The 23,509-nt window shown below is 53.6% G+C and carries 19 protein-coding genes and 1 pseudogene; 7 read left to right on the top strand and 13 right to left on the bottom strand.

What is annotated here, in order from left to right; genetic code table 11:
- Positions 1-206: 206 nt before the first annotated feature.
- The 11 genes from Enr13x_RS11300 to Enr13x_RS11255 form a co-directional block, all read right to left on the bottom strand.
- Positions 207-1,640 (bottom strand): type IV secretory system conjugative DNA transfer family protein, encoded by a 1,434-nt coding sequence (locus tag Enr13x_RS11300; RefSeq protein ID WP_231744217.1) that lies wholly within the window; start codon positions 1,638-1,640, stop codon positions 207-209.
- A 180-nt stretch (positions 1,641-1,820) separates the two neighbouring features.
- Positions 1,821-2,522, bottom strand: coding sequence for a hypothetical protein (locus Enr13x_RS11295; protein WP_145386144.1), 702 nt, complete (start codon positions 2,520-2,522; stop codon positions 1,821-1,823).
- 18 nt (positions 2,523-2,540) lie between these two features.
- Positions 2,541-3,074 (bottom strand): hypothetical protein, encoded by a 534-nt coding sequence (locus Enr13x_RS11290; protein ID WP_145386143.1) that lies wholly within the window; start codon positions 3,072-3,074, stop codon positions 2,541-2,543.
- Positions 3,075-3,153: 79 nt separating this feature from the next.
- A complete protein-coding gene (locus tag Enr13x_RS11285; RefSeq protein WP_145386142.1) occupies positions 3,154-4,068 on the bottom strand; it encodes a hypothetical protein in 915 nt (304 codons plus the stop codon).
- Positions 4,069-4,125: 57 nt separating this feature from the next.
- Complete coding sequence (locus tag Enr13x_RS11280) at positions 4,126-5,967, bottom strand: VWA domain-containing protein (protein ID WP_145386141.1); 1,842 nt, start codon at positions 5,965-5,967, stop codon at positions 4,126-4,128.
- Positions 5,968-6,589: 622 nt separating this feature from the next.
- Entirely contained in the window at positions 6,590-6,880 is a 291-nt protein-coding gene (locus Enr13x_RS11275) for a hypothetical protein (RefSeq protein WP_145384479.1), read from the bottom strand.
- Entirely contained in the window at positions 6,880-8,508 is a 1,629-nt protein-coding gene (tnpC, locus tag Enr13x_RS11270; RefSeq protein ID WP_145384478.1) for an IS66 family transposase, read from the bottom strand. Before tnpC ends, Enr13x_RS11275 begins: the two co-directional genes overlap by 1 nt.
- Before the next feature lie 86 nt (positions 8,509-8,594).
- On the bottom strand, positions 8,595-8,957 hold the full coding sequence (gene tnpB, locus Enr13x_RS37880; RefSeq protein ID WP_261344157.1) for an IS66 family insertion sequence element accessory protein TnpB: 363 nt from the start codon (positions 8,955-8,957) through the stop codon (positions 8,595-8,597).
- Positions 8,954-9,301, bottom strand: coding sequence for an IS66 family insertion sequence element accessory protein TnpA (gene tnpA / locus Enr13x_RS37875; RefSeq protein WP_197455455.1), 348 nt, complete (start codon positions 9,299-9,301; stop codon positions 8,954-8,956). Before tnpA ends, tnpB begins: the two co-directional genes overlap by 4 nt.
- A 68-nt stretch (positions 9,302-9,369) precedes the next feature.
- Positions 9,370-10,458 (bottom strand): hypothetical protein, encoded by a 1,089-nt coding sequence (locus Enr13x_RS11260; RefSeq protein ID WP_145386140.1) that lies wholly within the window; start codon positions 10,456-10,458, stop codon positions 9,370-9,372.
- Between the two features lie 1,218 nt (positions 10,459-11,676).
- Positions 11,677-14,649, bottom strand: coding sequence for a serine/threonine protein kinase (locus Enr13x_RS11255; protein WP_231744216.1), 2,973 nt, complete (start codon positions 14,647-14,649; stop codon positions 11,677-11,679).
- A gap of 441 nt (positions 14,650-15,090) precedes the next feature.
- Here Enr13x_RS11255 and Enr13x_RS11245 point away from each other — a divergent pair, with 441 nt between their 5' ends.
- Positions 15,091-16,677: a hypothetical protein gene (locus Enr13x_RS11245; RefSeq protein ID WP_145385934.1), complete on the top strand. Its 1,587-nt coding sequence runs from the start codon at positions 15,091-15,093 to the stop codon at positions 16,675-16,677.
- A gap of 1,660 nt (positions 16,678-18,337) precedes the next feature.
- Here the strand turns inward: Enr13x_RS11245 and Enr13x_RS11240 are convergent.
- Positions 18,338-19,516, bottom strand: a complete 1,179-nt coding sequence (locus tag Enr13x_RS11240) for a replication initiator protein A (RefSeq protein ID WP_231744215.1) — start codon at positions 19,514-19,516, stop codon at positions 18,338-18,340.
- 310 nt (positions 19,517-19,826) lie between these two features.
- Here Enr13x_RS11240 and Enr13x_RS11235 point away from each other — a divergent pair, with 310 nt between their 5' ends.
- Both Enr13x_RS11235 and Enr13x_RS11230 read left to right on the top strand, forming a co-directional pair.
- Positions 19,827-20,459, top strand: a complete 633-nt coding sequence (locus tag Enr13x_RS11235; RefSeq protein WP_145386137.1) for a recombinase family protein — start codon at positions 19,827-19,829, stop codon at positions 20,457-20,459.
- A 170-nt stretch (positions 20,460-20,629) separates the two neighbouring features.
- Positions 20,630-21,094, top strand: a complete 465-nt coding sequence (locus Enr13x_RS11230; RefSeq protein ID WP_145386136.1) for a hypothetical protein — start codon at positions 20,630-20,632, stop codon at positions 21,092-21,094.
- Positions 21,095-21,130: 36 nt separating this feature from the next.
- Here Enr13x_RS11230 and Enr13x_RS38910 read toward each other — a convergent pair whose 3' ends face one another.
- Positions 21,131-21,454, bottom strand: coding sequence for a hypothetical protein (locus tag Enr13x_RS38910; protein ID WP_231744488.1), 324 nt, complete (start codon positions 21,452-21,454; stop codon positions 21,131-21,133).
- Between Enr13x_RS38910 and Enr13x_RS39545 the strand changes: the two are divergent.
- The 4 genes and pseudogenes from Enr13x_RS39545 to Enr13x_RS11215 form a co-directional block, all read left to right on the top strand.
- Positions 21,371-21,862 (top strand): annotated as a pseudogene (locus tag Enr13x_RS39545) (DUF3991 domain-containing protein); the annotation flags it as partial. The gene Enr13x_RS38910 and the pseudogene Enr13x_RS39545 sit on opposite strands and share 84 nt — an antisense overlap.
- A 33-nt stretch (positions 21,863-21,895) precedes the next feature.
- Positions 21,896-22,234 carry a toprim domain-containing protein gene (locus Enr13x_RS38900; RefSeq protein WP_231744405.1) on the top strand — a complete coding sequence of 113 codons (339 nt, stop codon included), beginning with the start codon at positions 21,896-21,898 and terminating at the stop codon, positions 22,232-22,234.
- 181 nt (positions 22,235-22,415) lie between these two features.
- Entirely contained in the window at positions 22,416-22,595 is a 180-nt protein-coding gene (locus Enr13x_RS11220; RefSeq protein WP_145386135.1) for a hypothetical protein, read from the top strand.
- Positions 22,596-22,965: 370 nt separating this feature from the next.
- Positions 22,966-23,361: a DUF6876 family protein gene (locus Enr13x_RS11215; protein WP_231744214.1), complete on the top strand. Its 396-nt coding sequence runs from the start codon at positions 22,966-22,968 to the stop codon at positions 23,359-23,361.
- Positions 23,362-23,509 lie beyond the last annotated feature (148 nt).

Below are 23,509 nucleotides of genomic sequence, written 5' to 3'. Positions count from 1 at the left end.
GACGTCTTCGTACGGAGGCACTTGAATCCATGCCCAGTACCCGACTGTCACGCACATCATTGCCACCAATACTTTGGTCGTTGCATGACCGCGCTCGACAGCTCGCCAGTCAACGAGTCTCGCCGTCACGAATGCTCGATGGGTCTCATCATCGAAATAGAGTGCAGGCCAAGGCGGGAGCCCGGGATCGATTAACCTTCGCTTCATCACGTATCCCTCCGGTCGAATCGTCCCGCAAAGTACTCGCTCTTGTCATAGAAGCATCGCTGCAAGACCATCGGGCGATAGCCTGGTCGCAGAACCAATTGACGCAATTTGGCGTCGTCTCGGGCGAAATAGAATTCGAGTTCAGTCGGCGTCAACAATGGCTTGTTTCCCAACGCCCAGGACATCCCGGAATTAGCACTTTCAAGCACCTGGTCACGGCTGGGCTGGTTACTGGAGTGAGACACCGTCACCGCCTCGCCAACCCGCTTGCTGAGGTATGACAAAGTTGCTTCGTCGTTCCCGGCGAACGTCTGCAACGTCCCCGCATTGCCCAAGAAGGTCTGCCAAGACTTCGGGTAAATGCGTTGGATCTGGGAAAGATCCTGAAGAACGATGACGAGTTTGACACCGAGCCCGGCAAACTGCGCGATTGCCGTTTCGATGCACTTCATCCGCCCTAACGCATGGAATTCATCGAGAAAAAAGACAGCCTGATTGCCGAATTGTTGCTGTTCCTTCTCGCAGGCCGCCAAACACGTTTGAACACACAGACGTTTAAATCCCTTCAACGCATGGTCTCGCATCGTGGGAATCGACACATACCAGGCAAGACTGCCGTTCTTGATCTTTGCCGGATCGACACAGGGACCACGCAGTGCATCCTGCATCGCTTCGATGCCGATGAAACTGAGGTGACGCCGCATGTTGGAAGCGACGCTTGCGAATTCGTCGCCGGTTCGAGAATAAAAGGCCCGTGCAACTGCTCTCACGTATCCGCCTGCCGCGTCGTTGGCAAGCATTTCATTCTCAAGAGCAAATGCGTGAGCATCATTCGGATCTGGCTCACAAGCCGCAGCAGCAAGCTCCCAGACGGTGACCAAATTTCGCTGCCCATCGGAGTAGTTGGAATGTGTTGCGATATGGGCACAAAGACCGCTGATCGCCTCTTTCGTACATTCATCCCAGTGGGGATTTTCAATAGATTCACTCTCGACCACCAAAGCATCCGCGATCAGCATCGCGTCCGCCGTAAACGTCTTCCGATCGGCACGGCAAAGCCCGTCAATGACATTCAGCCCCTTACGGAACTTTCGTGTCTTTGAACCCGAGCAGTCGAACATGTCAGTGACTGCAACTTCTTGTCCCAATGCTTCTGCGCGATACCTTGCAGTCGTTGCAGCCAAATCGCCCTTCGGATCAATCGTTAGCGAGGACGTCATGCTCGGTAATGCAATTAGATTGTTCACAAGAAACGCTCGGCCCTTCCCCCCACGCGATCCTGCTAGCAAAAAATGATGACGGTCGTCAGCCACTCCCTGAGGAACCCCGCCCTGAACCCAACGCGGCACCCTGCCGTCTGGCATCCGTTGCCCGGTGACCACTTTGCCACCCGTGACGCCCAGAAACAGTTTTGATTCAACGTTTTCACGCACGTCGAACGACAGCGATTCTGTCGCGGCGATGTTCGCCGGATGTTCAAAGTAGGCATTTGGCGGGCGCCCCACGTGGTCTGCGTCACGTCCACGGGGTAAGTCGGCCAGGACGTCACCAAAGTCGTATTCGTCGACATATCGTGCCATTGCTTGTTCCTCAAAGTTCTGGGTAGCCGAAGATCAATCAAAGCGAGGTAGCTGGGGATTGGATTCCAAGCTATTGCTGATGACGAATTGACCTTCCGCGAATCCAGCACGCCCGAGGATTTCTTTCCATCGCGGCACTTCTTCTTGCTCGACAAAGTAGAGCGCCAGGCTGCCACCGCGCTCTCGATACGTTTCCAGGGAAGCGAGCATCCTGAATCCCTCCTGGCTGCGTTTAGATTGATCGCTTTCCGAGTCCCGCATGTCGCTCAAGATCACGGTCAAGACCCGTGTTTTCTCGCTGATGCCGTTCATCAGGTTGACGTAGTCGACCGTTTTTCGAGTGGCGACGTAGATCGGTGAACGATCGGGTTTCGAGTGGTCGCGCAAGAATGTGGCCATCTGCTCGGGCGAGCCGAATTCATGACGTAGTTCGGCGGGTGAGCCTTCGAATAGCACAACTTGGTCATGCCCACTCATTTGCGACAACACGATCTTGCATTCCGCCCCCATGCTTTGATCGGTAAAGGTGTCCATCAGATCGAGCACAAGCGGATAAGCCCGCTCGCCAAAGTCATTTGCGAAACTTCCGCTCAGATCAATCGAGATCGCAAGACACGAATCGATTTCATACGGTTCAAACACCGGCCGGTCGACCGTCTCCTGCTTCTTCACACAACCACTGAATGCGATGCAACTCAGCAGGGCGGCCTGGAAGATCCTGGTTCGTGGATTCATTGCAAAGGTTCCCCGATCTTAGATTTGGTCAGATTGGTGGTAGTCTTGATGGAAGGCCGCGAATGCAGCCGTTCCCGCGACGTATAGCAACGTGCAGCCGATCGGCACGTAAATCGATGTTTCGGTCCAAGCATTGCTTCTGGCGGCGAGGCCAAAGTAGAAGACAACTCCGTCGACAACGATGATCACCGCCGCAATGGTGGCGTATATCCAGAACGCAATGGGATGGGATTGAAGGTACTGGGAAACCGGGCCCAGCCCCTTTGCCTCTTCGATCACGCGCATCCAGATGAAGGTGACAGCCAGGAAGAGCAACGCACTCGCCAGATGACTGAGATCCAGCCGTTCAAACCCCTGGTAGTCACGCAGCATCTCGGCGCCTGGAAAGGGCAGCCGGTAAAGACGCGTTTGCATCACCGACACGAGTTCGCGAATTCCCTGCGCTGCAACAGACAGGCACAGCGTGAACAAGATCGGAGCAGCGATCAGATTTACCGTCCAAAACTTAAGCACAGTCTTAAACGGTTTTCGGCGGCGAATCGCCTTTGGCATCGCGACCGATCCGTTTTTCCCAACGCCCGTGGGCAGGGCGTCGTCAAACGGCTCAATGTCCATGTTCAGTCCACGTCGATCAAACATGACTGTTGTCCTCCATCGAATATGCGGGCACGGTGGTTGCCGCGAGGGAATGAACGGGGTACTTCAGCCGGTGTTGCTCGAGAGCTTGCTCAAGTGCATAGCAAGTGTCTTCGGGACTTACCTTCTTTCTGCCTCCGACGGGCGAAACAGTGATCCTCACTGCATTGTCTTGATAGACGACGGAATCGTTCGGCAACGCCTTTTTGGGCTGCGATTTCGTCGCCGCAAGCGTCGCCTTCCGCTCTTCAATTTCAGCAAGAGCGGTTTCGTCGGGATTCTCGCGAGCATCAATCTTTTTGGCAGATGCTTTCGGAGGGTCCCCGTCCGATCGTTTAGCGTCGCGCACATCTTTCGGGGGAAGTATTGAATCGTTTGGTGGCGACGGTTCTTGCAGCGCCTTCGGAAACTGCTGTTTCAGGGAAATAGCGACTTCCTTAGTAATCGCGTTTCCCTTTTGCGCCAGTTCGATCGCCCTGTCACGAGCCGCCTGCGATACACACTCCATGCCTAGGATCTTCAGTGCCTCAACAACAAAACACGATGCGAGCTTCGGATCCGGGATCAGGATTCGGCCAAAACACTTGAACGCACCAACGCATCGGTATTGCTGGGTGCGGCAGATACCCGTTTCCTCCCTCATGATCTCGATCTGTTTCGCCCGCGAGAGTTCCGGTGTCGCCGCATGGAACATGCTGAACAGTGCCCCGCACTGCAGCGTTGACAGTGAATCCTTTCCTCTCACGCATACACCAACGTAGACTCCGATGACATTTCTCTGTTCTTCCGTGGCGGCTTTCATTTGCCCGTCGATTTCATCGTCGCTCAAACGGCAGATTTCCTGAATCACCTGAGCCGGCTGACGAACCGCCGGATCGTTACCACAAATCATCGTCAATAGGTTTTTCATTTGAGTTTTCCTGTTACAACGGGATCGGGAAGCCAGGCCAATGAGGGGTCGGAAGTGCTAGTTAGCTGGGACAGCACACTGCACCAATGCGTCGATCAGGGCATCGGGCGACTCGGTGAAGCGACTCGAGGCGTTGACACCGCCGAGATCGCGAAAGAATTGCTTGTCTTCTGCCTTTCCGGCCGGAAAATAAGCAACAACAGTTCTGTCGGTGCCGGGAGCGTTGGCCCACTGACGAACAGACGCAATGACGCTTGATCGACTTCCTTCACTCCCGAAGATGCTGCTTAAAAACCCCTCTTTCAGACCTACGTAATCGGCAACGACCATCACGATCTGTTTCGTCGCATTGCCGCGTTTCGCGAGTCCATTCATCGCTCCATCAAGTTCGAGGCCGATATCCCCATCGCCATCTTTAGCCTGGACGGACGAGAGGAATGCATTGAAGCGGCTCTTTGCTTCGTCGCTATCGATGCGAGTGAGAGGAAACTGATCCGTCCCAGACGACCGATACACCGATGCTCCAATTGAAAACGATCGAACCATTGGCGGAATCGTCTCGACCACTTTCTGTCCCGTAGAATTCGTTCGACGAATGAAGGTCCCCATGGAACCACTGCCGTCGTACAACAGGTGGATTGCGATGTCGCGATTCGCCAAAAACGCGGCGCTACCTCCGGCCTCCTGTATTTTGTGAAGAACACTGCCAGGCGGCGGAGGAGGTTCTACGCCAGGGCGAACTGGCAAGGTGCGTTTCTGGGGCGCCTCCGGCTTCTCTAGGTCGACTGGCGCCTTACTGTCCAGCATCGCGGGTTGTTCGTACCGCAATTTCGGCATCGCCCCGAAATGCGGCACCGCGAAGGAAAACGCCAGTTCAGGATCAGACGTGATTCGCACCACATTTGCGCCAGCTTGGCCGAAACACAATCGCTGAAATCGAGCAACTCGATCGATGTGCCGCTCGTTGCTTCCCCAATTACTACCATCGGTCAGGAAAGCAATTTGAGTCTTTGGTGGAAACGCTGGCCGAATGTTGAACGGAGCCGCTTGATCGTCCGTAATGCAGCCGTCAGATGGGTACAAACCAGTCACCATCGAGTAGGCCGAGTACTCATCGCTATGATGAATAGGGCTCCCGATCATTAAAATTCGGAATGGGAGTTCACCATCGCCGATCTCCCTGAGAATTCGCGCGACAGAGTACATCTCAAGGTACTCATCGTCCCCGCCGCTCTCGCCTTCCATATGCCGTTCGAAGTAGGCTTCCACTTCGCGATATTGTTTGACAAATAGCGGTTGCCGAATGCGAGCCTGGGGTGATCCGGAAGGAACCACAAACGTCAACGCAAGTCGGTGCTGCGAACCTTCGACAATCGTCAGCTTCGACCCACCTGGCAACCCGTAGGTCAGCGCCGCATTCACCTTGTCGCTAAAGCTTGGGTGCCGCTGACTTTGTGCGTCGACAACCAAATACTGCACCGGTTCTTCGAACCAAGGCTGTTGGGGAGCGAGGCCGCCACCCACGCCTTGGTCGGCACCGCCACTCACGCCGCAGCCGGTTGCAAACGCCATCAAGAACAGAAACGCGGCGCTACCCAACAAGTCGTTACCCCGATTGCGCAGGCGGAGCCCTTCTCGCTTGTCCTTGACCTCCTTGACTTTGGACCTCAGTTCTCTTCTTGCAAGAACCTTTTGATTTTCTTCGCGTTCGACAAGTGCGCGAAGTCGACGCACCGTTTCGGACGTAGCTTTTTCCGCAGTCAGTGTCGCCGACTCAAGGGCATTGGACTTTACCGCAAAATCGTCGGTCACCGAACGGAACTCCACGAAGCACATTGCGATTTTCCACAGCCAGTGCATGAGGACGGCGTTGATGAGCGACAACACCGTCATCTGCACCGCGAAAACATAAAATGGTGGTGTCGACGGAGAAGTCGTTACACCGTAAGCGTTCTATCTGCCCAGGTGTCGCTTCGTGGCTCGGGCGGCCGGCGACTGCTTTTCACCAATCCGAAGATCCATCGGGCCATTGTGGCGAATTGACCGCGGTGGCGGTGTCGGCGTATCAACATTTCGGGATTCGTGACCAACGCAAAAACGCCGGAGACCTTGATCGCCACTGCAGTCCAAAATCACGCTTTGTGTTTGTGGCCTAACCGATGCTACCGCGGCAGCTTCAAACGTCTCCAGCACGCAGGTCATCGGCGCTGCCGCGGATACTGCGTTTTGATCTCGTTGGGATGTCTCTGAGTTCTGTTTCCGCTCGACTCCCAAGCAATCGCGCGAAGTGCGGTCAACGGATTCGATCTTTTGCTGAAAGAAAAAGAGCCGCTTGATCACACCTCGCAAGTCATGTCGGCCAGGCGTTCTTCGATCTGCCATGTGCCACGGGAGATCAAGACGCTGCCGCTTTGCCATCGCTGATCAACTACGGCCAGTCGATTCACGAAGCTGGCGATAGCTTTGCACGCCGACGCATCTTCCACTTGGGCGGTTCAAATGGCAGGGAGCCGATCTGATGTCACCATAGAATGTCGAGATCGCCATCCCCGGTGCGTTGGGCGTACTCCAGGTGGTCGCACAGGTCAGCGACCGCTTCAACATCGGAACCCGCTTTGCCCTTGACGCACGAGTGGCTCAGGTCGCCGATCAGCAGGTGCAGTTCCACCCGAGTCATCCCAACTCGGCGAAGCAGTTGATCCTTCGGCCAACGACGAAGCGACGCCTCCAAACGGCCTGACACGTAGCCGTACTTCAGGATCAAGTCGCGATGTTCACGCGTCAATTGGATTCGCTCGGTCAAGTCCGACATCACGCCACCTTGGCTTCGCGCCGACGCACGCGGCGTTGCTGAGTTGTCAATCGTCGCGACGCCTGCTCGGCATCACGATACACTCGAATGCTCTCGGGATGGCGGCCTCGCCAAACATCCGGAAGCAACGCTTCGTAGTCCGTCGAGCCACCGGCAAGCTTGCGAAGGCAATCGTCCACGTAAGCCCAAGCATCGAGATGATGCCGCGCCGCCGATGATACCAAGCTGTACATCGCAGCGGCTACTTCGCCACCGCGATTGGAGCCGACGAACAACCAGTTCTGACGACCGATCGTCAGGCTCCGAAGCTCGTTCTCTGTTTGGTTGTTGTCAAACGGAATCGCTCCATCGCCTAGAAACACCGTTAACTCGTCCCACTGATTCAGCGAGTACCTGACGGCCTTGCCAAGCGAACTCTTGGGCAACACTCGCGGATCGCTGCTCTTCTCGATCAACCAGTCATGGAGTTGGTTCATCAACGGGGCCGATTCAAGCTGGCGAAGCTCAAGACGCTCGTCGGCACTACACTGCTTTGCGCGATCCTCGACGTCATAAAGTCCTCGGTACATCGCAAGCGCACGCGCAGCGGCCACCGGATCGTTCGGCTTTGCTTCGACGAACTTCCTCCGAGCGTGACAGTTACAACACGCGGCAAAGATCTGATCGTGTTTCCCCAGGTAGACTCCCTCGTGAACTCCATAGGCGTCGACCACCGCGTGGCCGTGAAAATCCTTCAAGAATCCCGCCGGACCGTCGCGCCCACGACTCTCGGTAAAGTCGAACACGTTGTACGGATGGTCTTCGCGGCCACGATACAGCCAGAAGCGAGCCGTTCGCATCTTGCCGGGCAAGGCAGGATCTTGCAGCCGCACCGACGTGTCATCGACGCCCAGTACGCGGCCCGAAACGATTCGCGATTTCATCAAGGCGATCAGCGGTGCGACGAGTGCCGCGATGTTCACAAGCATCCCAAACTGCGTGTTTCTCGGGATCATCACGCCTGCGCGGGCGAAGATATCTTCACCTCGATACAGTGGCAAATGGTCGGCAAACTTGTTGGTGATGATTTGCGTGTAAACGCCAAAGCCATAATCACTGCCGGCAACCGGCGTGGTCGGTCCACCGGGCTCGCTGCCGGCGGGAACCTGCGCGATCGACTCTCTGCACTTGCCACAGGCACGCTTATGACGACGGATTTCCCAAACGAAGAGTTCCGCCGGAATCAGATCGAGCCGCTCGCTGATGTCCGTGCCAATGATGGGCATCTCTTCGCCACAGCAAGAACACATTCGCTCTTTGGACGAGACGTCCGCCTCGATGATCTTGCGTCTCAAGTGAGCCGGTAGTTTTTCGGACTTCTTCTTACGGCGTCGCTTCTTGCGAGACTTCGGCGGATCCTGCTCGTCATCATCGCCTTCATTGACCGACTCGCCGAGATCGAACAGATGCAACTGCGAATCGTCTTCGGCATGCCGCTCGGAGGATTGACCAAACAGTTTGCGACGGTACAGGTTCAGTTCTTCGCGAAGTTGTGCGATCGTCTTCTGTTGTGACTGAACCGTTTCGACCAACTCATCATTGAACCGCCGGAGGCTCTGCAAGTCGTCTTGATTCTCCGGCTCAGTCATACGGTTGTTTTAGCGCGATCAACAAAAAACGCAAGGCAGATGACCACCTTGCGTTTGCAATTTCTTGGAGTTCTTTTCGCTTGCCGCTACGCCACTTTGGCTGTGTCAATCGAGTAGCGTTTCCTTCGCTGCGTTCCTTCGATCTGCACACCGCGAAGCATCATGATTAGTTCCGCCGAATCGATCTCCAAGTCACCGTCGGAACTTCGCGTCAGCTTCTCAAAGGTTCCACGCTCGAGTCGCTTCGACCAGATAGAAAGACCGTCTTTGTCCCAGGCCAAGACCTTGACGTAGTCACGCCTGCGATTGAAGAAAACAAACAAGTGACCAGAGAACAGGTCGATCTGGAAGTGTGCTTTGACGAGGCCCGACAAACCGCAGAATCCTTTTCGCATGTCGGTCGCGTCGGTGCAGACGAAAATGCGTGTCGTTGGTGAGATTGCGATCACAGCGTTACCTCGACCGCAGTCGCTTGGACGATATCGGCGATCAGCTCGCGTCTCTCGACGGTGGTCGCATCCGGCGGCACTTTGACGGTCGCCCCACCGGGCAAGTCGATTTCGAAGCCTCGCCGGGCTGCGCATGAAAGCTCGCTGGCATCGAACTGTACGGGGATGAATGCCGGGTCACCGGGAGACTTTTCGTCGCGGAGCTTTCGCCGCCACTGATAGAAGGAGGCCGCCGAGTATCCTTCGACTTCGCAGAATTTTGCGACAGTCAATTCAGAGTGCTCAAATCGATCGAGTCGCTCTCGCCATTGCCGGGCGAGCTGTGGGTCGGGCAATCGTGCCATGGGTTTCTCCAAAAGTGGAAAGAAACCCACCACGCTACCGCTCCCGTCAACATGGGAAGATAGAACGCTTACGTTACACCGGCGATTTCAAACACCTCCTGCGGACCAGTCACGAAGTATGCCGAGAGCCAGACAGCGATCTGAGCAAAAACCAACAGCGATGCCCCCAACACTTGGTTGAACCGCCGACGACTTTCAGAAGGTGACAACTTTGCTACGAACTCGATCCCAGCGAGCGAACCGAAGATGGCCGCAAAGCAGAATGAAAATGCCTTCGAAAAGCTCGGTTCTAAAATCCCTGTCGGGCTAGCCGGATCCGACTGTTCGAGCAACGTGCCAGACTGAACCATTGCCGTGTAACCCAAAACCTCGCAACCGGTTCCGATCACAGCAATCACTGCAAGAGTCAACCACACCACCAGTAGCAAACCGGCGGTGCGGCCTTTGAATGCCGATTTCGAGACGTAGGGCCGTCTCTTATGTCCACCGTAAGCCTTGCGTTCTGCTTCAGTTTCCGTATTCCGATGTTTCAGTTCGCGGTGATGCTCATCAACATCGGGAACTGCACTGCGCGCTTCGCGGCAGATGGCGGGCGTCTTCGCCTCGACACACGCATCCGCAAAAGCATCCAACTCGTGATCTGGCGAATCGGCCAGTTCGTTGAGTTCCGTTTCTGTATAGCTGAGTTCACACTGGAATTCGATTGCAGTATCGAATTCCTTAATCGCTTGCTGGGTCATTACCACGGCGGATGGCGCTCCTTGCACGCCAAAGTTGACGACCCGAAGGAACTCTGGGGAGTTATCATGTGCCGCAAAACCTTCTGTTGAACCTCTCGACATTGTCATTGCCTTTAAGTGGTACTCGAATGAACAGATCGACGCGAAATGCGATGATCGGTTTGCACCCGATCGAACTTGATATGACTCGGAATTCAATTCCGAGTCGTGACTAAACCACACACCATTGTCGCAATCCTTCTTTAGATGAAATTCCCCGGTACCTTCGGCGAATCCAATTGCCGCCTTCCGGTCGCAACCTAAAATGTCGGCAGCGCATGCCTCGGGACGGAGCCAAGTGAATGCGGCATCGACTAACGTGCTCTCAACTGTAGAACGATTGCTTGAAAGCGACCCCCACGCATTTGGCTTGCTCACCTATCGATCGCTATACGTAGCTCTCCAGGTCCAAGCAAAACCACTCGTTGGTTACGCCCTCACTAACGCAGCAGTTGGCGGAGGGCGATTGCGTAAAGAAAAACAGAAAGAATGACCAGATTTCTTGGGACAGAGAGCCAGCCCGTCTGGATTCACAGTGCCGCGTCCGGTTTGCGAAAGGCAAAACGCAGCCCCGAATCGGAGATGGAACCCGATTGAGAATAGCTGCAGATGGCAGATGGGAAATATATCAGCTGACCGAACGGTCACCTCGGGCGTAGTTACGAACTACTTCTGCAGATCGTGCACGACGATCGAATTTCGCGGGGGGAATTCGCCAACGAACCGTGGCGTCCACCCTCGCAGGACCATTACCAAACCGCTGCGGTCGTTTCCTCGACCGAAAAGCACTTTCGGCGCCTCTGCACGGATACGCAACCGCATGCAACGACACTCCGCCGCAAGACTCTTTGAGCCGTTGGTGTGGTATTGCGACTTACATACCGGGTTGCACTTATGATCGCGACGGCGAACCATTCTAGCAGTCGCTGCCAATCGGCCAACAATAATTGAATTACGACGCAGGCAATCAGCAAACCACGAAGTGCCGCTGTGTCCGGCCAGTCCGAAAACAGTTGACTTTCTATATCGACTATGGCATGATTCAAGTGAACCATAGGGAGGCGCAAAGGAATGCGAATCAGGCTATTTAATTTGGCTTCGGCCAAAAAGTCACAGTCTACTGCCGAGTCAACGAAAAGCCGCGAACATAACGAGATCCTTCTACGCAAACTTTTAGAATTTGCTGACTACCTAGATGCTGAGCTCGATCAAGCATCCCAGCGTCTCGAAGCTCTGCTTGATGAGCGACGGGAGGAAAGACTGCTAGTCCCTACAGTGCATTTTATCGAAATCTTATCAATGTTTTCCAGTCGCGATGAAATCCTAACCCAACTCCTGACACTTATCGACCTCCAATCACCGAAAGCTGCAGCTGAGTTCCGCAAGCGAAGCAGCGCAATTTCGAAATCCAACTTAATGCAAGAGCGGGTACAAAAGGAATTCTGGAGCGTTCGATCGCAATCCGGAATTCATACAATGCATCCGTAACGCAGTGTTCAACAAGGTGTACCTGAGAAATCGAAAGCCGTTTTCAACACCCATCTGTGGCATCATGAACGAGTAGGTCCTCAAAACTACCTAGGTAAAGGCAGCGAATCACTTAGCTTTCTCCATTTGTATTTGTCGCAAACTGCGAATCGACTCCCACGTTTTACGTGCTTCATCGATATATCCCGCCTTATGTTGACAAATGGCTAAGGTTTCAAGTAAGTTCTCGTCGGCATAGTTAGTGAACCGGCAACATTCTTCTGCAAAGTCCAAAGCAGCATTTAGCTGTGGCTCAGTTGCGTTGGGGTACAAAGCGGCAACCCACGCAAAGTTATTGGCAGAACTGTATACGGCAGAACGTAGAAGTCCTTCTTTTGTTCGCACGTCACTCCGGATGTCCGCGTCCTTCCACGACATCTGGGCGGACAAAAAAAAGGCATACCATAAACCGAGCGCCGAGCGATGGCGTCCTGGCTTAACCCGGTCTTCGTCGCCAGCAACGAAGAGGTGCTGGATCAGCTTATTAAACATATGGCCGTAAATTTCATGCGCTGCGCAATTTGGCGCAACCTGCAGGGCGAGCTTAACCGAGCGGTGCAAGCCTTCTCCTAATTGCTGCGCATTCGCAAACTCCCGTAGAGCGACTGAGCAAATAACTATCTCGGCAACTTTCTCCGAGTCAAATCGATCATGGCCGGCACCCACGGTCAATATCTCTCTAGCTTTTGGACTCAGCTCTGCATTCTGCAGGAGCATAGATCTAATCGCCGCTTCCCTCAACAAAGGAAGAACTGAGAGATACTGATCGATCACGGAAATGCGCGATGCACCTACTTCTAAAATCGCGAAAGAACCTGGGTCACGCTCGCTGACAGTCATTACCAAGGAAACATCACTTGACCTCCTAAGTTGATTGCATCTGTTGCTGCACGCTTCGACAAGATCAACCAGCTCGCTGGATCTGCCTGGATGCCGTTCGAGCACGGCGCCGTACAACAGCAAGCACGCCACTTCCAGACGTAGCGTATTGCTTGTGCATTGATGCAATTTTAGAATCGATGTCGCGCATTCCTTTATCTCCAACTCAGCTGCATCAGTCGTCCCCTCTTTATACTGCGCATTGCTGGCTGCATAAACGTAGTAGCATTGATGCCTTGCGGTTTCAATAGCAACCCAATCGTCCGGCAATTCCTTGCTTGCCTCTCGTATTGCATTGACCACGCGACGCACATGCGCTGATAGCAAACGGATCTTATCGAGCAATGCGTACACAAAACTGATCTCGCGATCAATCTTCAGTACGCGGCAAAAGAGAGGCTCCCCTGGCTTGATGTGACCAACCCTTTCCCGGATTTCTATCATACCTGACAGTGCTTGCTCTGATAGCTGTGTGTCACCTTCTGCGTAAGCGAAGCGAAAGCGAAGTGAAAGCAATGCCGCTTTGGCAAACTCTATATCAACTGCGTTTCTGTGGTCATGAGAGGAAATCAACCCTTGGAGAACCGCCTCTGCTTCAGCGAATTCTTGTTCAGCCCTTTCAATTTTCTCGTCGTGGAAACAAATAAAAGACAGTAGCATGAGCAACTCGAAACGATTCGCTTTCTCGGCGAACGAATTCGCAATGGTTCGATCCAGTTCTCTATCCAATAGTGATATAGCCAGCATAGGCTTTCCGGCAGCAAAGTAGCACGCCGTCGCATTTTGAACATTCAGGCTCCGCGTCGTCGGCGCATCTGCAACCTCCGCGGCTCGTGCAAACTCATTTGCCGCTTTGACATAGCCGGATTCAACAAGATATGTTGCAGCGGATTGGTTGAGCTTCCACGCCTGCCGATTAAGAATGTGCGGAACAAGAAGGTCGGCCGAAAGCAATGCTCGGATGCGCTCGCCGCTTTCATGTGGCAACAGCTGATCTAGGTCAGCGGCACTCACTTCGCTGCCGAGATCGAAAGCGTCACGCACCTTCAGCGCATGTTGAATCAATAGATCTGCCCCCACCAAATCAGCGAGAGCATCAGTGTCATTGACGACAACTCGCATCTTTGCGTCATTCCTGCGTTTCTCTTCTGAAAGCGACCGAACTTTCCAAGCGAGAACACTGACTGCGGCGATGAGCATTCCCAAAGCACAGCTAATAAGCTGTGCCCTACGTCGGTGTTTCTTTTGCTCGATCCGATTGCGTAGTGCAACAAATTCCTGATGAACTGCGCCCATGTCATTGAATCGACTGTCTCTTTTCATGAGTGTCGATCTCGAAATGATGCTGTGGACTGCCGGATCGCATCCTGAAGATTGCACCGCCTCGCGGAATTTTACTTCGTTTGCGAAGTCAACCCCCGTAAGTAGCCAGCCGAGAACTACTCCGAAGGAAAAAACATCCGAACGGTAGTCGAGGGACTGTGCGTCCAATTGCTCAGGCGATTGGAATCCGGACGTTCCGCCTCCGGTGTCCATCTCGACACCAATTCGGCGCGAGTTTCCAAAATCTACAATCGTGTAGTGAGGGTTTCGGATTTGAAGCACTTTCAAGTGATGTTCTGAAGCCACAAATATGTTCTGCGGGGCCACATCGCCATGAACGACCCCCGCGCTGTGGATCTCTGCAAGGATCTTGGATACTTGCAATCCCAATAAAACGATATCCTTTGTTTTTGTAAATTGTGTCTTCAGCTGTCGAAGGTTGTGGCCCTCAAGAAAACCCAGAACAAGGGAATCCCAGGCCCCATTGCTTTTATCTGTGATGTACCGCGGAATTCCGCCGACATTCTTTTCGCGAATGTGTGCAAATATTTCAATTTCATTCTGGAGTGTTCGGCGCGAATCGGAGCGTTCAAATTTAACGAACACGGTCTGTTCTGTAGCGTCATCGTACCCTTGCGCTTGCTGAACTACTGGGATGTCTCTAATGTTCCTGCTTCCAGTTAAGTCTTTCTTAATCTGTATTGTGCCGATTCTCGACGGGAGAACCAGCGGCCCTAGCCGCTCGATAATTGCCTCAAGCTTTTCTTCGCTGATTCCCCTGCAAGAATCTTCTAAATCTGCACGCGTGGGGCGTCTCCCGTAGGGGATCATCCAATCCATGCATATGCATTCTTCGATTACTTTGGCTAGGTCCCGACTTGGCGTTCCATTCTCTTGGATAGCCTCTATCAAAAGCAACTTGAGTTCATGCAGTTTAGCCATGCAGTTCTTACCAGATTATGTGATTCAAGGTGCGAAAACTCACTAACTTGCAAATCTCTCGTACGCTTGCCGTATGAGGCGTTTTTCCTTCGTAACTGTACTTCGAGACAAATGCATTGTTCGAGCAATCTCCATGTCAGTAAGGTCTTCTAGTCCTAAAACGAAGACTCGCTTTTGCTGTTCTGTCGGGTGCATTCCCATTTAGTTGACGTTTTTGCTAGCAACCCGTCGGGGGCTTGGCTGCTGTTTCTGGATCCGGTGTTGACGGTATCTTGGGCGATTCAAGGATGATTTCCCACTCGCCTAGCAAGGATGCCGACGACAATGCAAGGACTAGACATGGGGCAAGAGAATGGTGAGCGGATTGAGTCGGCTGAAGAAATGCTCGCGCTCTTTTACGCTCAGTTGGTTCCCAAAGTTACGCTCTGGAAACAACGGATCTCAGATCATCCCGAGCAACTCGCAACGCTGGAAAGAACCATCCATGATGCCTTTGCCCGCGGTGCGGACATGGTCGTCGCCGGGCTGATCTCCGCGACCATGATCGAAAAAGGTTTTGAAAAAGCATGCCAATCGAGTCGGGTCAACTTCTCAAGACCGCTTCAGAAAGGGCGCGAGACTAGGGTCGCCGTTCGATTGCTCGGCGGCATGCTGTTCTGGGCCACAGCGCTCTACTGTGCCCCTAAGAAAAAGTTGCTTGGTCGAGACGATTCGCCCCGCGTCGGCTTGCATGTTTCGCTTGCTCAATTCGGGTTCGGCAAAGGCGTCTCGCCCGCGCTGGAGAGTCGCGTGGCACGCCAAGTGGCATTGTGTCCTTCGATCGAAGTGGCTCACCGAGAACTGGTTCGCGATGGTATCACACTTGATATCAAGGCGGTCAAACGGATCGCCTATCAATCTGGCGACGGCTTATTGCGCCTACGACGGCATCGGCTCAAACTGTTTCGGCAGGGCAAGTTGGCGAGCACCGGTGAATTGGCCGGGAAACGAGTGTCGGTGCAAATTGATGGCGGAAGAATGAAAATACGCGGCAAAATGCTACCTGCATCGACTTCCAATGCGTCAAGCGATGATGTCGCTCAGGGGCAAGCTGACTCGCCCGGACGCTCGGCAAAGAAACCTGCACGCTCGTTTGAAGCGGACTGGCGGGAGCCTAAACTGATGACGATTTTTGTTCACGACGAGCAGGGGCGGATGGTGAAGGAGCATGAAGCGACGATCGATGGCACCCTGACTGGGCCCGACGCGATCGCCGAATTGGTTGCGATGCATCTGCATCGGCTCGGAGCCGCGGAGGCACATAGCGTGACGTTCGTCGCCGATGGCGCCCCCTGGATTTGGGATCGTATTGATCGCATCATTCAATATGCGGGACTCACGAGCGTCGTCACGCATCAGGTCTTGGACTGCTGCCATGCGGTGCATCACGTTTCCAAAGCGCTTGCTTCGCTTGGGCTCGACGCAGACGTCCGCCAGGGGCTTTATCGTCAGTACCGAACGCTGCTGCGAAACGGTCAATGGCGGCGAGTGGTTGATGAGCTCGCCGGCCTAGAACGCGTCGGAAAATCGGCCACAGAACTGGAAACAGAAATCCATTACCTTTGCCGACATGGTGAAGCGGGTCGGTTGAGTTACCCTGCCTATCGTCGCAGCGGAATCCCTTGTGGTAGCGGGGCGATCGAAAGCAGCATTCGCCGCGTGATCAATTTGCGTCTAAAGAGCAATGCAATGTTTTGGAAAAGCGAAAACGCGGAGCAGATGCTTCAAGTTCGCGCTCATCTGATTCCTAATCGTTGGGATGAATCAATCGGCGAGCTGGCCGAATTCCGTCGCACCCAGGCAAGCGACAGTTGGCACTGGGAGCCTCGTCCAATGAGCTGCAAAGTTGAAGCCACTGACCAACAACTCCTTTCGGCCGACGATTAACGTGATTTTTGCGTCAACTAAATGGGAATGCACCCGTTCTGTCACGCAATTTGCGATGAAGACTTCAAGTTCCTCCCTGAGTTCAAAGTAGTCTATCGCACTGGCATTTTGGGACGCCAGTATATCCACGGGCGTTGACACTTCAGTACTATCGGACTCGTTGGCTTTTCTTTTCAGGCTTCTAGAAATTGCGAGATCTAAAAGGATAGAATCAGTGTCCTCTTCTTTGGCACCGAAGAATTCTTTTTCATTCACTGAACGTCGTGCGCTTCCTGGGATATCCGATGCACGTTTCTTTGCCCGGCTCCCATATTTGCGCACCAAGTACTGCTTGGCAAAAAGGAAATGTATTGCTTGTGCGCGATGCACGTCTTGAATTTGGACGTCAGACGCAAACTCGTCAACGTCATTTTTAGAAAGCACATACACATCTTGAGAGGTGTATTGGGCGTTACTAAATGTTGGCCATCGTTTGCCGATGGTGTCTGCAGTTTGCGTGCCGAGCTGGGAACAGAACTGTATTATCCAGTCTCCAATATGGCGGGAAATGCTGAGATGGTCAGGGAAATGCCCGTTGCATTCTTCATCGAAACCAATGAAAAGTTGGAACATCTTCCACGCTACGGTTTCCCGACCTACGATTTTGCTTTTGACCGCGCCTTCTCCAGCAAATGTATCGCGACAGGTGGTGAAATTTGCGAATCGACCGGCGAGAACATTTGAGAAGATATCGAACAGTCGAGAATCTTCCTGAAGATTGCAGTCCATCCCGCGGTCAGATGCCAGATTTGCATTTCGGCAATCGCTCACGTACGTTGCGACAAGAAGTCTGCTGATCCGTCTCCATGCTCGGGCGATTAGTTCTTCGTGTGCTTGATACGTGTGTCTCCGTGCAATCTTGTCGGCGCAGTTGATACGTTGCTTCGTTTCTTTAAAAGTCTCTCCGCAGAACTGGCCGATCACAAATTCATGAGCAATCAAGGAACTAAGCTCATTTTGCGCCCAGTCCACGAAAATGTCCGATACTTGCTGCAGGTACTTTGCGTTTGGAGAGGGAGGGCGTCTCAGATTGCGAAGTCGGGCAAAGTGTCGCTCTCTATCTTCTGGAAGTGAAGCATAGTCTTGCCATTGATCAGTTCTTCTCGCTAGTACATCGGACACTAAAGCTTGCACCGTGAAAAGTGTGTTCAATGCAGCACGCAAGATCGTCGCGTGAGAAATCTTCTTGTCGGATCGCGCGTCTGGAGCGAACTCGCGCGAATCGATGGCAAACCGCGTCCGAAGCTCTTCTACGGCCAATTCGCTGATTCTTAAATTTGGGATCGGCTCCAGACAGCAGGTGGAATGCCGCTCTTGTAGCATTCTAGATGTCCTCGTTCCCGTCTCAAGCTTTAAGAATCTTGCCATTCTTTGTGATCCTTGGTTGGCAGTTAAGGTGGATAGGTGATCTTGGTCAGCAACGGCCAGGCATTATGGATTAGCAGTGTGATCGCACTGCGAGAAATTGGATGCGTGCCCCCGTTGCTCGATTGTTGGTCCGGCAACGGCAGATGCACCGGAGGCGAGAGAATCGATGAAGTATATTGGATACGATCGTTGAAGTAAAACTTCACGCGAGTTAAGTGTCTTGTCCCGGCCGTCGGTTTGAGGCTTTTTGGCATCAACGACGGGATGCCCATCGGCGGCAAAACCCTACAAATGCTGCGTCTGCATTTCGCGGTGGCTCGGCACCGGAGGCTTCGATCCATTCCCTCCATTGCTTTTCGAGCTCTCTGACGTCCCAGCCGGGGCAGACGAGCCGGGCATCGTGGTAGATATCTGGGTCGAGCTCGGGAATGACAACTTTTTTTCCACTTATGCCGATCGCCGGAATCGTTCCCCTGCTTTGGAAGACCACCAGCTCACTTTTCCCGTCGCCCCGCTCTTCTAGCCTCACCCGGTAGTCGGGCATGTGGTCATTTTCGCAGTCGTCTTCAACGACGCGCCGCACCAAACGTCTGAACTCCTTCATTGTGCTGCCCGATCCGCACTTTTTACGAAGCAATTCAAGGGAGACGGTCCACTCAGCTTGTCGGCCACAATGTTTTCTTGCCAACTCATACATCCGACGTTCAAGCGGGCGTCTTAGTCTGAAGTACTCGCGGCTCAGCGTGAGCACCTCGCGGGCGTTCACCGCATTGAAGATCCAGTCTGAAAGGTTGATACGCATCTCCGACATGCGTCCCGATTTTGTGTGGCGAACAATGCGCCAGCTATCGATCAATCCAAAACCTTCGGTAATTTCCTCGCCGCCCGATTTCAAATTCGTCTTGATTCGCGTACCGCTCAACCGATCCAACGCTGCGACCAACTGTTCGTATCCTCTACCATCCGTCGTTCGATTGGTTGTGACGAGCAAGTCATGCGCGGTCAGGTGCAAGGTGCGTTTGGGTTCGTGCCCGTCGTTGATCTTCGCGATGAGTTGACTGATGCAGTAAATCAGAATGTCTTTGTCGTGGATGCTTGCCAGCCCCAGGCTGCTCGGCGTCACCGTAATGCGAACGCCGTTGTGTTCGTATTCGCGCACCCGCGTGTCTGGCTTTGTTGACAAGCTAAAGATCGGATGCTCCATCGAATGAAGGTCATCCTTCGGGATCGCATCGGTGACATCACAGATAAACAGGTCCCCGACCGGGTATCGATCAGGTAGCAACGGCGCCCGCGTCGTTTGGCATACGTTTGTCATCTTCCGATAGTCAAACGCTTCGGCGACGAAGTCAAGTACTTTGTGTTTTCGCCCACCCTTGCCGGTTTTTTGTGTGATCTCCCACCCGAGACACAGATTCGTGTTTTTGCACACTCTCTTCTGTGCAATTACACACCCGGATTCGTGTTATTGCCCACTCGCCTTCGGAGAAATTGGTTCGATTTCAATGACTTGATCCAAGATTCGAATGGCGTAACACCCCATTAACACGAATAAAACACACGCAATTCTTTTCACCGCCAGTTGACGATGGCAGCGACGTCCCAAAATTGGGACAGGACTACCGGAAATGTGTAAAGGGTCAGTATTACTGAAATTCGAATGCCGAGACGTCCATCCGATAGCGAATCAAATGACGCTCGATTGCGTAACGCCTCGACTGTAATTGACCGTTGACATTCCGATGTCGGACGAGCATGGTCAATCAATGAACAAGCAGATTGCCGTTTACTGTCGCGTCAGCTCGAAAACGCAAGACACCGCAAGCCAGAAACCGGATCTTGAACGATGGATCAATGCTTTCGCCCCCAACGCTCCCGTGAAGTGGTACGAAGATCAGTTTTCGGGACGCACAATGGATCGACCGGGATGGAGTCGGCTGATGCAGGATATCGATGCCGGTCGGATTGACAGAATTGTTGTTTGGCGGCTCGATCGGCTCGGTCGCACCGCCAGAGGTTTAACCGCCCTCTTCGATGAGCTGCCCCGGCGCGGTATTGGTTTGGTGTCAGTCAAAGATGGTCTTGATTTCGACACTGCGGCAGGGCGTCTGATGGCCAACGTGCTTGCAAGTGTGGCTCAGTACGAAACGGAAATTCGCGCTGAGCGTGTTCGCGCCGGACAACAAAAAGCCCGCAAACGAGGCAAGACTTGGGGCGGCTCTGAACCCGGACGCCTGCTGTTCCTTTCGAGCGATCAAGTGGAAACCATTCTGCATCTTCATGATCAGGGCAAACCCAAAGCCGCGATCGCCCGCGCCTGCGGTGTCAGTCGTCCAACGGTCTATCGAATTCTCTGCCAGAACGATGCACCGTAATTGCGGCGATACGGCGATACGGCGATACGGCAACACAGAAACACGGCTCTATTTCCAACCGCCCCCTGCTCCGGCCTGGCGCCCCCAGAAAGTCAATCTGCGTATCCGATCGTCTCCTTGGATCTCTGGTCCACCCTTCGCTTGATTGACTTTTCCTGCAGCGTCCCGCCTTGCCGTCAACACTGACAAGGGCCAGCCTGCAGAACATCGCTTCGCTTGTCTTCGGCCGGTCGCGTGCCGCGAAAACCCTTGCAGCAACGACGGCGACCAGGCGGGTTTTCGCTTGCATGGTCAATCAGCAAAAGGAGAACAGCACCATGGAAACGAAGACGATAACACTTGAGAAAGCTTTTTACGGCGACTACTGCGAATGGGAAGATGAGTTCACGGTGCACATCAGCCCAAAGCTGCAAGAACAGATCGATCGCATGCAATCACTTGTGTGCGAAATAGAATTCATTTCGTCGGTCGACATTCACGTGACAGACGACTTCATGAGCGAGCAGACAGAGCGGTTGCTACAAGAGCAGTGCCCATTCGACGTGAGCCACATCACCGTCTTTGCAACCGGATTTGTCTTTTGCCTGCAGAGCAAATGGGATGCCCATATTCAGGCCGAATATGTGCTCGTTTAGCAACCTCAATAAGCGATCGGGTTCGAACCTCTGTGATCACGACGATCCAGATTTCCGTGTTTCCGCATGCACGGAAGATCGCCAATACGGAGAAACATCATGACGTGGATAACAACCCCAAAACACTTGCCAGTCGGCAGCGAAATCAGATATGGTCGAACGATGGAAGACCGCCGCGAGGAGCTCGAACGCTTTAAACGGATTGACCTGCGTCAATACGCCGAAAGCCGCGGATTCATCATCGATCGAAAAGCCAGCAGTCGTAACAGCATCGTCATGCGACATACCAATGGAGACAAGATCGGGATCGGCAAAACGACCGCGAACACCTACGTCTTCTTCAACTACAAGAATGATCAAGGTGGCTCGATCATCGACCTGGTGCTTTCGCTTGACGGAGGCAACCTTGGGACCGCTCGAAAAACGCTTCGTGCCTACGACGGTTCATCTGCAGTTCAGCGAGCCCCCTCCCCTCCGCTGCCATTTGAACTGCAACCGTCGCAACACGACGCATCTCGCGTTCTCGCGGCATGGATGAGAGCGAAAGCTATTGGTGCCATCGGCCATCCCTATTTGACCGAACATCGCGGAATCAGTGCCGCGATTCAAAATGATCCGATTTTCCACGACCGGATTAGAATTGACGCACGGGGCAACGCCGTCTTTCCACACTTCAATCAGACTGGGCTTTGTGGATTCGAACTAAAAAACGGGAACGCGTCCGGCACAACGTTTACCGGGTTTTCTCCCGGTGGCGTGAAAGGCCTCGCCTGCTCCCGGCCACGAGTTTCCGACCGTGAAATGGTGGTTTGTGAAACGGCGGTCGATATGCTTAGTCTGGCAACCGTTGAAGGGACTGAAAACCGACGCTTCTTCAGCACGTCTGGCCAATTCAGCAGCCACCAAGCCGAATGCCTTCGATCGGCTGTGAAGAACATGCCATCTGGGGCGACCAAGGTTTTGCTGGCGTTTGACCACGATGATGGTGGTCGTCAGTTGGCGTCCCAAATTCGGGACGTTATTCAAAACTGCCCAATCGAGGTCGTGGACTATTTCCCGGCGGAGCAAGGGATGGATTGGAATGACGTCCTGCGGCAGACTCTCTCCACAGGCAAAAGTCGTCTTACACCGACGTTGTGATGACACAGAAAGCCGCCGCTACGATTTCACGATTTCACGACAACACAGAATTGCGATTTGCCGGCAATCTGTTTCCACCGAAACACGACGACACAGAACACTGTGTTTCCGTGTTGCCTGAGTTCCGTCACCAAGCGTCTTCTCTTTAAAACAGTCGTCCCGGCGTGGGGGATTCGATTTGATGCCTACCGAATTCATCAAGATTCGATTGCATGTCGGATTTGCATCATGGATGCGGCTCGGATGCCTGATCATTTGCGACCATCGCATCGGCTTGGTCACAGGCGGCGAGACAAAACTCGCGAGAAAGATCATCGGCCACAAGATGCGATGTTCGGTCCTCGGTCGTGACGCGGAATAGGGGACGAAACCCGCCCTGCTCAATCCAGCATCGCAGGTCCGCGGCGGCTTCGGCAGCAGCATCACGGTCACCCTCGTGTATCGCTTCAAGCACTCGGTTCAGGGTTGCAACTGGATCCATGTTGCTGAGCATCTCACGGCATTTGACGGACTGTCAACGTGATCCGTTCGCTGATTCCGTGTTCTCCACAACGTTGATTGACTTTCCACGCAGCGTCCCACCCTGCCGGTAACGCCGCAAGGGCACGCCTGCAGAGCATCGCTACGCTTGTCTTCGGCGTGTCGCGAAGATCGCGAAAACCCTTGCACCAACACCGGCAAGCGGGTGGGGTTATTGCTGCATGGTCAATCAAACGAAGGAGAAACAGATCATGCAAAAACTTACTCAACATGAACTCAATCAATTCATCGGCGACTTAGTTCGCTACCGGCATCCACTCAATCGCAAGGTGATCTATACACCGGGCGTGAAATACGTGGCCGAAAAAGGTGAAGCGTACTGGCTGATCGATGCAATTGCGTCTTGGATCGGATCCGAAGTTTTCACCGAAGCGGCGTCAAAAGACTGCCGAATCGAATACATGCACTTTTGGACCCTGACCGTCGGCGACGACGGCACCGCCACGCTGTATGCGAAAGCGGACAGTCCGGATGAAGCATTCATCGTTCAGACAATTCCGTTCACCGACTTTCCGATGAGCTCGATCGACATTTGGGCAGGATTCGACGGCGAACACTGGACGCTGTACTTGCCGAGCGAACATTGATCACGGGAATCGACAAATGCGAAGCGCCGCGAATTCCGTTGACGCTTCGTTTCCAACCATGGTTAAACAGGAAACTGACAAACAACATCAAACGAAAGGGCAGTCCGATGACACAGAAACAGGAAACGACCGCCGCGGTCGGAAGGTA

Source organism: Stieleria neptunia (assembly GCF_007754155.1).
Taxonomy (GTDB): Bacteria; Planctomycetota; Planctomycetia; order Pirellulales; family Pirellulaceae; genus Stieleria; species Stieleria neptunia.
The sequence above is the reverse complement of the archived record's forward strand: the minus strand, read 5'-3'. Positions and strand labels throughout refer to the sequence as shown.